The organism is Vibrio sp. (genome assembly GCF_984391705.1).
The window spans coordinates 1-12324 of sequence record NZ_CFHWOM010000039.1; the positions used below are offsets into that span (position 1 = coordinate 1).

Annotated in this window: 11 protein-coding genes; 4 read left to right on the forward strand and 7 right to left on the reverse strand. The window is 45.6% G+C overall.

Going from position 1 to position 12324, the window contains the following annotated elements; all coding sequences use genetic code 11:
* The 5 genes from AC4MRV_RS16275 to AC4MRV_RS16295 all read right to left on the reverse strand — a co-directional run.
* On the reverse strand, positions 1-1390 hold a 1390-nt coding region (locus AC4MRV_RS16275; RefSeq protein WP_491188375.1), incomplete at its 3' end, for a VWA domain-containing protein.
* On the reverse strand, positions 1383-2351 hold the full coding sequence (locus AC4MRV_RS16280) for a vWA domain-containing protein (RefSeq protein ID WP_491188376.1): 969 nt from the start codon (positions 2349-2351) through the stop codon (positions 1383-1385). The genes AC4MRV_RS16275 and AC4MRV_RS16280, both read right to left, overlap by 8 nt.
* Positions 2352-2816 (reverse strand): DUF4381 domain-containing protein, encoded by a 465-nt coding sequence (locus AC4MRV_RS16285; RefSeq protein WP_491188377.1) that lies wholly within the window; start codon positions 2814-2816, stop codon positions 2352-2354. It lies immediately after the preceding gene.
* Entirely contained in the window at positions 2816-3733 is a 918-nt protein-coding gene (locus AC4MRV_RS16290) for a DUF58 domain-containing protein (protein ID WP_491188378.1), read from the reverse strand. The genes AC4MRV_RS16285 and AC4MRV_RS16290 overlap by 1 nt, the downstream gene beginning before the upstream one ends.
* An 11-nt stretch (positions 3734-3744) precedes the next feature.
* A complete protein-coding gene (locus AC4MRV_RS16295; RefSeq protein ID WP_491188379.1) occupies positions 3745-4701 on the reverse strand; it encodes an AAA family ATPase in 957 nt (318 codons plus the stop codon).
* Positions 4702-5090: 389 nt separating this feature from the next.
* Here AC4MRV_RS16295 and AC4MRV_RS16300 point away from each other — a divergent pair, with 389 nt between their 5' ends.
* The 3 genes from AC4MRV_RS16300 (at position 5091) to AC4MRV_RS16310 (ending at position 8796) form a co-directional block, all read left to right on the forward strand.
* Positions 5091-7004, forward strand: coding sequence for a methyl-accepting chemotaxis protein (locus tag AC4MRV_RS16300; RefSeq protein ID WP_491188380.1), 1914 nt, complete (start codon positions 5091-5093; stop codon positions 7002-7004).
* Between the two features lie 92 nt (positions 7005-7096).
* The gene (locus tag AC4MRV_RS16305) at positions 7097-7297 is read left to right on the forward strand and encodes a restriction endonuclease subunit S (protein WP_491188381.1); all 201 of its coding nucleotides are present in this window, start codon (positions 7097-7099) and stop codon (positions 7295-7297) included.
* A 284-nt stretch (positions 7298-7581) separates the two neighbouring features.
* A complete protein-coding gene (locus AC4MRV_RS16310; protein ID WP_491188382.1) occupies positions 7582-8796 on the forward strand; it encodes an iron-containing alcohol dehydrogenase in 1215 nt (404 codons plus the stop codon).
* A 55-nt stretch (positions 8797-8851) separates the two neighbouring features.
* On the opposite strand, the gene pyrC is transcribed toward AC4MRV_RS16310, so the two are convergent.
* Together pyrC and AC4MRV_RS16320 are read right to left on the reverse strand one after the other, a co-directional pair.
* Entirely contained in the window at positions 8852-9880 is a 1029-nt protein-coding gene (pyrC, locus tag AC4MRV_RS16315) for a dihydroorotase (protein WP_491188383.1), read from the reverse strand.
* Positions 9881-10041: 161 nt separating this feature from the next.
* Positions 10042-10200 carry a YqaE/Pmp3 family membrane protein gene (locus AC4MRV_RS16320; protein WP_491188384.1) on the reverse strand — a complete coding sequence of 53 codons (159 nt, stop codon included), beginning with the start codon at positions 10198-10200 and terminating at the stop codon, positions 10042-10044.
* 247 nt (positions 10201-10447) lie between these two features.
* On the opposite strand from AC4MRV_RS16320, the gene AC4MRV_RS16325 reads away from it, so the two are divergent.
* On the forward strand, positions 10448-12265 hold the full coding sequence (locus AC4MRV_RS16325; protein WP_491188385.1) for an MOSC N-terminal beta barrel domain-containing protein: 1818 nt from the start codon (positions 10448-10450) through the stop codon (positions 12263-12265).
* The last annotated feature ends 59 nt before the right edge of the window (positions 12266-12324 follow it).

Below are 12324 nucleotides of genomic sequence, written 5' to 3' on the forward strand. Positions count from 1 at the left end.
GCTGTTGCTGTTGCTGTTGCTGTTGCTGTTGCTGTTGCTGTTGCTGTTGCTGTTGCTGCTCTAGCGCTTGGTTCACAATATCCAAGTTTGTTTTGGCGTCTTTGTGATTTGGGTTTTGTTCAAGAACCTTTTGGTAAATCTCTGCTGCGTCCTGCAGTTGGCCAGATTGTGCGAGTGCGTTGGCAAGATTATATTGCCCCAATTCAGTGGGACTGTCTTTGAGCGTTTCAACGGCCGATTGATAGTCACCAGCTTGGTACTGAGCAATACCTTTCCATTCCGGTCGGTCAAATAACTCTGCAGCTTTTTCAAACTCTTTAGCTTCATACAGCTGCATGGCTTGTTGATCGTCAGTTAACCAAGGGCTCGCTTGTACTGAAGGAGACTGAAGTAAAGGTAATGAGATGAGGGCAACGCTAAACAGAAAGCCGCGGCGAAACATCAATAGTGCAGGAAGAATGAGTAAAGGGATAAGCCAAAACCCTTGGTTAATTCGCTCTTCGATCTTTTCTCCACCTGCTTGATTACTTGTCTCGTCGATTCTCGATGTGCTGTTCGCAATCTGACTGACATCATTATTGGTAACCTGCACTGGAACAAATTGGCCATTAACACTATTGGCGAGCGCTTTCATATTGGCAAAGTTAGACTTAGCGACAACGGTCTGGCCATTATCTAAAGTCATTAAGCTACCATCTTTGAGCTGAATAGGTGCGCCCGCACGTGAGCCGACACCAAGAATCGTTAAATCCCAATTAGTGTGACTGAGTTGATCTTCGATGCCAGCGCGCTCTACGTCGTCTAAATCATCAGTGACTAAGACAATATTACCCGTCGCTAAGCCGGTATTTTGCATCATCTCGATGGCAAGCCTAACGCCACTTGCAGCATCGGCGCCAGGGTAGGGCATTAAATCCGGTGATAGGTTTGGTACTAGATTCGCTATAGTGCTGGCATCGCTAGTCATTGGGCTAACGATATAGGCATCACCTGCGTAGGCCACCAAACCTGTACTGCCTTCTTTCCACTGGCTCAGTAAGTCTGTCACTTTGTAACGCGCTTGAGTTAGGCGATTAGGTTTAATGTCTGTTGCGTACATAGACATCGACATGTCCATAACCACGACTCTTGCACTTGTGTTGGCAAAGCTAGGGCGCTCTTGAGTGCTAAAACTTGGACCAGAAAGAGCGACGATTGCGATGACTCCCGAAATACTGGCGATACTAAGCCAGCTTTTATTACTCGATGAGCCTTGTACACCCATTGCTTTTGCTAAATGCGGAGCGATGAGGGTTTGTTGTCGAGTTCGTCGATGTAGCCACAGCATCAGTCCAAACCAAGGCAATAATGCAAACAGCCACTGTGGAGTAAGGAGAACGAAATTAGACATGATTTCTCCTAATTAGAATCAGTAGGGTGAAACCGATGAAGGCAATCCCTAGAGGAAGAGGGAACCACTCCTTTTGTGGACGCCATGTTTGAGTCGCTTTTGAAATCGGCTCTAAGCTATTTATTGTGTCATAGATGGTTGCGAGTTCTTGTGCGTCTCGAGCGCGGAAGTATTGCCCGCCTGTGATTTCGGCTATTTCCATTAGCGTCTTCTCATCAAGATCTCGCGCGGTATTTACCTTGCGTGTCATGAAGAACTCTTTGACCGTCATCTCACCGGCACCGACACCTATGGTGTATATGGTGGCATCATACTTTTTCGCAATTTTGGCGGCTTCTATTGGGTCAATCAATCCTGAGGTATTGCTACCGTCGCTAAGTAAGATCATCACTCGCTGCGGAGCGTCGCTATCAATAAAAGTTTTTGTTGCCAGTCCTATGCCTTCGCCAATAGCTGTTTTCTCGCCAATCAAGCGCAATACCAGTTGGTTAACTTGGTCGGAGATGGTTTTTCTATCTAAGGTCAAAGGTGTTTGCAAATAGGCATGATCGGCAAACAGCACTAACCCTAACCGGTCTCCCACTCTTTGGGTAGCGAAGTCACTCACCACTTGTTTCACCGCGGAGAGTCGGTCAATGTAATCGCTGCCGTTGCTCATATCTTCCTGGCTCATCGAGTAGGAAAGATCGAGCACCAACATTAAGTCTCTGTGTTTAGGTTGAGTGGTAACGGGTTCGCCGTACCACACCGGTCTGGCCATGGCGAGAATGAGTCCACTCCATACAATGGCCGCGACAGATTTTGCCAGCCAGTTTTTCGGGGTAGCACTTTGCTTTGTGGCAGGCACATAAGGCAAATATATCGGTGAACGCTGTTTGACCGCAGGTACTAAATAGTAAATGAGCAGTGGTAGAGGTAGGAGTAATAGGCTCCACCACCAGACCAAATCAAAGTTTGCCAACTATGCACTCCTTCTTTTAGGTGGCAGAGCTTGCTCCACCCAGACTTTACAGTCTTGAATGAGCTCATCAGCGTTCGCAACAGGTTGTTTGCTATAAAGAACCTGTTGCCAGATTGCTTGATTAGGAGCAAAACGCGGCGCTTTGATTTGACTGTCTAAGAATTGATACCACTTGTCGCCAGTGAGTTGAGCAATTTCTTCTCGTGGGTAATAACAGAGAGCAGCTTGCCTTACTAGTTCAATTGCCTCTGAAGGTTTTTCACCATGTGAAAGTAGACGTAGTGCGGTTTTTTTAGGTGCCAGACGTTTTTTGTTCCAGCGTAGTATTAGCCAAATTACAAACAGCGAAACGAGGATCGCGGCCAGTACTGCCCACCATCCCCAAGCAAGTGGAAACCACGCAGGTACTTCTGGTAAATGCATTGGCTGGAGAGGAAGCGTTGTGGTTTGAGTCTCTGAGCTCATTATTGAAATCCATGTAACTGTTGAGTAAGTGCAGCGTCGCTAGAGAGCGTAGAAAAACTCATCCCCAAGCTATGTGCCAATTGTTTGAGATGCTGCTGCTGATTGTTGAATGCGGACTCTATACCTTGGCGCGTTTTTTTCGAAGAAAAATCTAACCAACGAGTTGTCTGTTTATCAGAGACTTGCTCTGTGCCACGGTAATGCGTGATCCCTTGTTCAAGAGGGTCACATATCTGTACTAACCGAACGCGATTGTGTTGGCCTAAACGGCGTAGAAGTTTTTGGTCATCTTCGCTTAAGCGGACAAAGTCACTCAGGAGTACGATCTCACTGCCTTTCGGGCACATTCGCGCGAGCGCTTGAAGACCTTCTCGCATATCTGGGTTTGCGGCGCGCTGAGCATTAAGCTGCGATTGATGATGAGTGACTAACCCTTGCGCGATGGCTAAGGCTCCTTTACTACGCGAAATAGGTTTAAGCTCGATAAGGCGATCACCAAGGTCAATCAAAGCGCCGACTCTGTCTTGTTGAGATACGCTGAGCCAAGCAATCAAGCTTGCCATATGCGCCATTTGAACAGACTTCAACATCAACTGAGACCCAAAAATCATGCTAGCGCTGAGATCGAGGTAAAGTACGATCGGTTTTTCACGCTCTTCTGTGAAAAGTTTGGTGTGTGGTTTACCTGTGCGAGCCGTAACGCGCCAATCAATTGCTCGGATATCATCCCCCGCTTGATATTGGCGAACTTCACTGAAATCCATACCACGCCCCAATTGACGGCTTTGGTGTTGGCCAAGCATTTGTGACCATAGACTTTTCGCAGGCGGTAACCATTTGACACATTGCTGCTTGTAATACAGCAGCTCATCTAGAGTCAGGTTAACCCCGTCGCTATGAGTTGGTAATTCAGGCATTTGATTGACCCTTACGCGCTACCAACCAGTGATAGTAGTTTGTTGATCACTTGGTTTGGATGTACTCCTTCGGCTTGCGCTTGGTAGCTTAGTAACAAGCGGTGGCGAAGTACAGGGAATGCCATGGCTTGAACATCTTCAGGCGAAACAAAGTCACGACCACTTAACCACGCATGAGCTCTAGCACATCGGTCAAGGGCGATGGTTGCACGGGGACTGACGCCCATTTCGATCCAGTTGCTCAACGTGTCATCGTATTTTGTCGGTTGGCGTGTCGCCATGATCAAACGAATAATGTATTGCTCGATGCCCTCTGCCATATGAATGTTGAGCACTTCTTGGCGAGCTGCGAAGATATCTTCCTGCTTTAAAACTGGCGGTGTCACTGTTGTCTCACCTTTGGCTTCACCACGATTTAGACGCAAAATGGCCAGTTCGCTTTCGGCATCTGGGTAGTCGACATCAAGGTGGATTAAGAATCGGTCAAGTTGCGCTTCTGGCAGCGGGTATGTCCCTTCTTGTTCGATAGGGTTTTGTGTTGCCATGACCAAAAACAGTTTCGGTAAGGGGTAAGTTTTACGACCAGCAGTAATTTGTTTCTCTGCCATTGCCTCTAGCATTGCTGCTTGCACTTTAGCTGGCGCACGGTTAATTTCGTCAGCCAAGATGAGAGAGTTAAAAATAGGTCCAGCTTGGAAGGTAAACTCGCCGGTTTCTGGTCGGAAGATATCTGTCCCCGTTAAATCGGCTGGTAACAAATCTGGCGTAAATTGAATACGATGGAAGTCGCCTTCGATACAATCGGCTAACGATTTAACTGCGCGTGTTTTTGCGAGACCAGGAGGCCCTTCGACCAAGATGTGACCGTCAGCCAGTAGGGCAACCAGTAGCTGGTCGACTAACTCACTTTGTCCTATAACTTGATTGTTTAGGTACTCTCTTAGCTGTTGTAGAGCTTGTGATTGCATCGATTTTTCTCCTAATTTTTCCACTTAGTGATTCGGAATCTAGAAAAGTTCCTTCTCTTTTTATTGTTAACTCGTTAATTGGCGAGAAATTCATCAATAAGCGTTTTAAGTCGTGCTGATAAAACGTTATTTGTCAGTTGGTTAAGATATGGGGTTAAAACCCAGATAAACAATATTCCAAACTTGAAATCCTTACTTTCAAAATAGATAGCAAACAATTGAGTGAAAAATGTCCGGTTAAAAACAAAATAGTAAAGGAATATGTCAAATGGCCGATAAAGGTACTTAATTGGACCGGCCTCTAGCAGGGAGGGCATCACTCAACTAATGTTAGAGGTGATGCTAAGGCCAGAAGATAACTACAATTGCTCTAAGAAGGCAGACAACCAATGAAATTGAACTCCATCACTATTAAACAAAAGGTAGTTGCGGGGATTACTTTTGCCGTGCTGGCATCGACGATAATCGTTGGTGTGATGGCGCAACGCCAGGCGAGAAGTGTCCTAGAACATCGTCTTATTGATATCGAGCTACCTTCAATGCTCGAGCAAATCAACGCTCAGATTGACCGCGAAGTAAGCCAACTTTTACTTGCTGCTGAACAAGTGGCGAACAACGAATTCATTAAACAAGCGGTAGACACAACCTCAATTGATGCGCAAACGGAAGCACTATTGGTTAAAGAGCTGAACAATGTTCGTAGCCAATATCAACTGAATGATGCGTCAGTGGCGAACCGAAATACGGCGTACTACTGGAACCAAAATGGCTTCTTACGTCAGTTAAACCAGCAGCAAGACGGTTGGTTCTTCGGTTTCACTCAATCAGGTAAGCCAACTTCTGTGAGTATTTTCCAAGAATCTAACGGTGACGTGAAAATGTTTGCCAACTTCCAATTGACTAACGGCTTGACGATGTCTGGTTTGTCTAAGTCAATGGACGATATGGTGTCTTTGCTGAATGGGTTTAAGATTGAAAAGACCGGTTTCGTGTTTTTAACGGATGCAGAAGGTGGTGTTCAAATTCACCGAGACAACAGCAAAGCGAAATCGTCTCTCTCTCAGCTATATGGTCGCGGCTCTAGCGAACTATTAGGCAAGTCAGGCTTTAACTTAATTGAAGCAGACTACGAAGGTCAGCGCGTGTTTGTTGCTAGTACTTACATCCCTTCAATGAATTGGTTTGTGGTTGGTGTAGTCCCTGTTGATGAAGTGTTTGCTGACCTCAACAGCGTTGCGAAACAGATGATGGTGACAACTGTAGTGGTTGCTGGTCTGTTTATCTTCATGGGTATTTTCTTAGCCAATAGTATCGCAAGTCCAATTCGTGCGATTGCAGAGCGCTTTAGCGATCTAGGCAAAGGTGATGGTGATCTATCACAACGTATTGAAGTGCAAGGCAGTGATGAAATTGCTCAGCTGTCGGAAGGCTTCAACGGCTTTATCGAGAAAATCCATGAGTCAATGAAAGAGGTAGCATCGACTAGTGGTGCATTGCAAGCTGCGGCAGATGGCGTTTCAAGCAAAGCGAACACGACGCATGACAACAGCCAAATGCAACGTGACCAGACCATCCAAGTTGTGACGGCGATTAACCAAATGGGGGCGACCATTAGTGAGATCGCATCCAATGCGGCGACTGCCGCGGAAACTGCGACTCAAGCTTCTGACAATACGCAAGTTGGTCAAGATGTTGTTGGCAAAGCGAAAGACGCTATCAGTCGCTTAGCATCGGATATTGAAAGCACGGGCCAAGTCGTTGAGCAGTTAGCTTCAACGACTCAGGACATTGGCTCTATTCTTGATGTAATTCGTGACATCTCTGAGCAAACTAACTTACTCGCTCTAAATGCTGCGATCGAAGCTGCGCGTGCTGGTGAGCAAGGCCGAGGTTTCGCGGTGGTTGCGGATGAAGTTCGTAACCTTGCAAGTCGCACGGCTGATTCGACGGAAGAAATTCAGAAGATGATCAACCAGCTGCAAAGCGATGCGAAAGATGCAGTAACTGCAATGGAAGCAGGTAAAGCAGTAACAGGGGAAGGGGTTTCTTCTTCTGATGAGGCAGTTGAAGTGCTGATCTCAATTTCTGAGCGTATCCATGATATTTCAGACCGCAATACTCAAGTTGCGACAGCAACAGAAGAGCAGTCTACGGTGGTTCATACCATCAACCAAAACATTGAAGAAATTAATGCTATCAATGAGGTAACTACAGGTACTGCGGAAGAACTCGCGGCTGCAAGTGCAGAATTGAAAGACTTGTCTATGCGTCTAGACCGAATGGTTGGCAGCTTTAAGCTGTAAACTCCTCGCATAGGCTAGAAAAAATGGGGCTAAGTGGGTTACACTTAGCCCCATTATTTTTAGGTAAGATTGACATATAGGGTCGTTGAATCATGAGTGATTTCGAAAAAGAGCTAGAGCAAATGTCTCAAGAAATGGGTGATGAGCCTGAAGTAGCATTGCCATCGATTGATGAGCAGAAAGCCATTGCTGCAGAGCTTAAAAAGCTGGAAGAAGAAGGCAAATTGACCCCAGAAGTGCTTGAGCAATATTTTGGAAAATTTTACGCGAAGAACGATAAACCAGTTCACTAAGTCGTATTATTGTTATTGAAAAAAGCCGCCAATGGCGGCTTTTTAATATTTGGAAGTAGAGAATGTTTATCGTATACCGACTGATCAAGTTAGCGTTGATCTGTGCTGTGTTTTTTACTGTCTATGATCTGATTGCGTTTGGCGAAATTACTTGGATTACTCGCCTATTAGCCCAGTTTTAGGCTTCGAGACAATATATATTCAAAAGTTTGCATTTGGTACTAGAGATAACTCCTTGTAAAGACTAGGCTAACAATATCAACTCAATTACATAGAGACTGAAAATGGAACAAAGGCTCTATTACTGGTTACATCGTGCTTATATGCTTGGGTTAAAGTTAGCTGCAAAAGTGCTACCTATCTCTAAACCCACACTTTTTCTTGGCAAGGAAGCATTGAAACAGCTTTGTCATAGCGTTTCCATTATGGGAATAGATAAGGCTTTAATTGTGACCGATAGCGGCATTGTAAAGCTTGGATTGGCTAAAAAGCTGATATTCGAATTTGAACGTGTCGGTGTGCATTGCGAGGTGTACGATGGTGTTGAGCCGGATCCAACTTATCGACATGTTGATCAAGGCTTGTCTCTTTATCGTAAACATCGTTGCCAGGCCGTTGTTGCTCTCGGTGGTGGTTCACCTATCGATTGTGCCAAAGTGATTGCCGCATGCGCGACTAACCAAAAGCCCGTTCGTCGCTTAGTTGGCTTGCTTAAAGTATGGAAAGCGCCTGCTCCCACTTTTGTCATTCCAACCACGGCAGGCACGGGGTCAGAAGTCACGGTAGCCGCTGTCGTTTCTGACCCTATTACCCATAAAAAGACGCCGGTCATGGATCCTAAGCTTGTTCCCATTGCTGCAGCCCTAGATCCAAGCTTAATGCTGGCGCTACCTGCTCAAATTACGGCGCAAACTGGTATGGACGCATTCACCCATGCAATTGAGGCCTATATTTCGGGTAATGCTACTCAAGAAACGGATCGCTATGCTCTAGCGGCGGTGACGCTTATTGATGAAAATCTAGAGAAAGCGGTGAAGTTTGGTCAAAATGCGATTGCTCGTCAGAATATGGCACTGGCTTCTTACTACGCTGGTCTTGCGTTTACCAAAGCAAGTCTTGGTTATGTTCATGCCATTGCACATACTTTAGGTGCTAAATATGGTACACCGCATGGCCTAGCGAATGCGGTTGTGTTACCCCATGTTTTAGAGTTTTCTAAGCTTGAAGCCAAAGAGAGGATGGCGAAACTGTCTGATACTTTGAGCTTAACGGACAGCCATGTTTCGGACTCCATCAAAGCTCAGGCTTTTATCGACTACGTTAAACAGCTGCAGAAAAAGTTAGATTTACCTTCTCATTTTGACCATATTCTTCAGGAGCATATTGCTGAACTCGCCAAGCAATCTTTGCATGAAGCAAGATGGAACTACCCGGTACCTAAATACATGCAGCAAGAAGAGTGTGAGAGATTGATTCTGGCCGTGTCGGCAAGCAAATAAAAAGCCCTTAAGCGAATATACTTAAGGGCTTTTAAACGTTAAGTTATGGTGAAGGTTACTTCACAGTCCATGCGATGGTCTCACCAGCGCGGATTGGAACAACAATATCGCTGCCAAATGGCATGCTTTCAGAAACCGGCCACTCTTCTTTTACTAGAGTTACTGTGTCTGAATTGCGTGGCACACCGTAGAAATCAGGACCATTGTGGCTTGCAAACGCTTCAAGGTTTTCAAGCTTACCTTCTAATTCAAATACTTCTGCATAGAGTTCTAGTGCTGCGTGCGCGGTGTATGAACCAGCACAGCCACATGCCGCTTCTTTCATGCCTTTTGCGTGAGGCGCAGAGTCAGTACCAAGGAAGAACTTTTTGCTGCCGCTTGTTGCCGCTTCAATGAGAGCTTTTTGGTGTGTATTACGCTTTAGGATTGGTAGGCAGTAGAAGTGAGGCTTGATGCCACCAACCAACATGTGATTACGGTTATATAGCAGGTGATGAGCGGTAATCGTTGCTGCTACGTTGTCGTTAGCGTTTTTTACAAAGGTTGCTGCATCAGCGGTAGTGATATGCTCAAGAACGATTTTTAGATTTGGGAAGTCATTAACAATTGGAGCAAGAACTGTTTCAAGGAACTCTTTCTCACGGTCGAAAATATCAACCTCGTGATGGGTCACTTCTCCGTGAACAAGCAATAGCATTCCAACTTCTTCCATCGCTTCCAATACGTGGTAGATGTTCTTTGCTGACGTAACACCTGAATCGGAATTGGTTGTTGCGCCAGCAGGGTAGAGCTTAGCGGCAACTACGGCACCTGATTCTTTGGCTTTGCGAATTTCTTCATGAGTGGTGTTGTCGGTTAGGTAAAGTGCCATTAATGGCTCGAACTGCTCACTAGGCTTTTCTGCCATGATGCGCTCACGGTATGCAAGAGCCATTTCGGTATTGGTAACTGGTGGGATGGTATTTGGCATGATTAGCGCGCGACCGTTGTAGCGGCTAATATCTCGCACGGTATCCTTTAGAACTTCGCCATCACGAAGGTGAACATGCCAGTCATCAGGACGTGTGATCGTAAGTGTTGTCATTATTGCTCCCACCATTTAGTAAGTTGTCTGATTGGAGCCTAAACGTAACGAAAACTGTGAAAGCAAACGCTTACGCTTAGGCGACAGGATGATAGAGCAATCAGCTTACTATTGCATCCCCTTTTTTTGACGGCCTACTTGGTTGGGTAGTATTTGACCAGTTATTTTAGGGTCAGCCACAATGCGTGGATACTTCCTGGCAGGAAGAAGAAGAAAGTCAAAATAAGGTTGATAAGAAAATCTTTGTTTAAACCTTTATCAATAAATACAGCGAGTGGTGGTAGGAAGATACACAGCAGAATCATTACCAACTTGTTCATACATTTCTCCTTAGTGACAGAAATCATAATTGTTGTCATAAATTTGACGTCTATTATGGTAGTCAAAGTTCCATTTTCAAATTCAGATCACTACTTAATCAGATATTTCAGGTAATTCCGACAGTTACTGACGCGGAATATCAAAAGTGAGATGAATCTCTCGCTAGCCGAGATGGAAAGTTAGCCAAGACAGTATTGTCGAGATCGGTATAATGAAGCGACAATAATTCAAAGCTTAGGATGGGCAATGTCAGCTTCAACTCTTTCTCAAATCAACGTTTATCCGGTCAAGTCTGTAGGGGGAATAGCTATTTCCTCTGCTTGGGTAGAAAAGCAAGGTCTTACCTTTGATCGACGCTTCATGCTCGCGCTTTCAGATGGATCTATGGTCACTGCGCGTAAATTCCCTCAGATGGTGCTAGTAAAATCAACGCTAACGTCAGATGGATTGATCTTTACTGCGCAAGGGCACCCAACACTTCGAATCCGTTACGCTGATTTTAAGATGCAAGAAGCCCCTGCACAGGTATGGAAAGATAACTTTACTGCCTATACCACAACCGATGATGCTGATGACTGGTTTAGCGCTGTTTTAGGTCAACGTGTTGAATTACTTTTTACTGGCGAGCAATCTAATCGTGTACGCGAAAAACTGGGGCACAATGTCAGCTTTGCTGATGGTTATCCCCTGTTGGTGATCAGTGAAGCGTCATTACAAGAGCTCAACCGTCGAAGCCCAGAAAAGCACTCGATGGACCAATTTCGTACCAACCTTGTGGTCAGTGGCGACGAGCCGTTTATTGAAGACAGTTGGAAACGTATTCGAATCGGAGAGGTTGAGTTTGAAGCGGTCAAGCCTTGTGAGCGCTGTATATTGACGACGGTAGATGTTAAAACCGGTGAGCTACGAGGCTCAAAAGAGCCGCTAAATACTTTATCTCAATTTAGAGCGAACGAAACTGGTGGAGTGTTCTTCGGTCAAAACCTTGTAGCAAAAAACGAGGGGACGATACAGCAGGGAGATACGGTTGAAGTTCTCGAGTATAAAGAGAAAGAGTTTTACGCGGATAACTCGCCAAAACAGCTTCTTATGACTTGCGTTGAACGTGAAGAGATAGCCCGCGACTTTATGACGTTTTGGCTCGAGCCTCAACATGGTGAAACACCGGTTTATCAACCAGGGCAACATTTACCTATCTCTATTGAAATTGATGGTGAGCGAGTTGCACGTCGTTATACGCTCTCGTCCAGTCCATCGAGACTGGGCCGATTGGCTATATCAGTGAAGCGTATTGATGGCGGCCGTGTTTCTAACTGGCTAGTTGATAACTTGCAAGTAGGTGATACGCTAAGTTGTGAAGAGCCTGACGGCAGTTTTCACCTAGGTAATAAGCAGGGCTTACCGATGCTGCTACTCTCTGCTGGAAGTGGTGTGACACCAATGATGTCTATGCTTCGCTACCTATCGGATCATGACCAAATCAAAGATGTTGTGTTTTACCACCAGTGTCGAAGTGTTGAAGATATCCCATACAAAGCAGAACTTGATGAGTTGAAACGCAAGCACGAAGGTCTGACTGTATTCTTCTCGCTTTCTCAGGCTCCGATTGATTGGTTTGGCTTGAAAGGGCGTTTGAGCCTTTCCCACCTGAAGCAAATTCGAAACCCTGGTCAGCGTCAGGTGTTCGTATGTGGGCCTGATGGTTTTATGCAGAAGGCAAAAAATCTACTGTTTAAACAAGGTCTACCAGAGTCTTGTTACCATCAAGAAGCGTTTGGCGTGGCAACGATCAGCAAGCGGGAACCAAAAGCCGTGACGATTTCCGTGAATGGCAATCTATTTACAGGAGACAACCAGAAAACGCTGTTAGAGCAAGCGGAAGATGCGGGATTACCTATCGCGAACAGTTGCCGAGCAGGTTTATGTGGAGCATGTAAAGTGACGGTAGAGTCAGGCAAGGTTCACCAGCCTGATGTTCCAGCGTTACAGGATCACGAGCGTCATATGGGGGTGGTGTTAGCTTGCTGTTCTGTCCCAGAAACGGATGTTGAAGTCGTTAGCTAACGTTGCTTCAGGTTGCACGTCGTCTTACTTCAGTGAGGCGGCTATTCGCGATGATCTGT

Excerpts from the sequence above, each read along its gene's own strand:
- AC4MRV_RS16300 (WP_491188380.1), top strand. The coding sequence starts at position 5,091 with ATGAAATTGAACTCCATCACTATTAAACAAAAGGTAGTTGCGGGGATT.
- AC4MRV_RS16290 (WP_491188378.1), bottom strand. The coding sequence starts at position 3,733 with ATGCCTGAATTACCAACTCATAGCGACGGGGTTAACCTGACTCTAGAT.
- AC4MRV_RS16320 (WP_491188384.1), bottom strand. The coding sequence starts at position 10,200 with ATGAACAAGTTGGTAATGATTCTGCTGTGTATCTTCCTACCACCACTC.
- AC4MRV_RS16295 (WP_491188379.1), bottom strand. The coding sequence starts at position 4,701 with ATGCAATCACAAGCTCTACAACAGCTAAGAGAGTACCTAAACAATCAA.
- AC4MRV_RS16310 (WP_491188382.1), top strand. The coding sequence starts at position 7,582 with ATGGAACAAAGGCTCTATTACTGGTTACATCGTGCTTATATGCTTGGG.
- AC4MRV_RS16305 (WP_491188381.1), top strand. The coding sequence starts at position 7,097 with ATGAGTGATTTCGAAAAAGAGCTAGAGCAAATGTCTCAAGAAATGGGT.
- AC4MRV_RS16325 (WP_491188385.1), top strand. The coding sequence starts at position 10,448 with ATGTCAGCTTCAACTCTTTCTCAAATCAACGTTTATCCGGTCAAGTCT.
- AC4MRV_RS16285 (WP_491188377.1), bottom strand. The coding sequence starts at position 2,816 with ATGAGCTCAGAGACTCAAACCACAACGCTTCCTCTCCAGCCAATGCAT.
- pyrC (WP_491188383.1), bottom strand. The coding sequence starts at position 9,880 with ATGACAACACTTACGATCACACGTCCTGATGACTGGCATGTTCACCTT.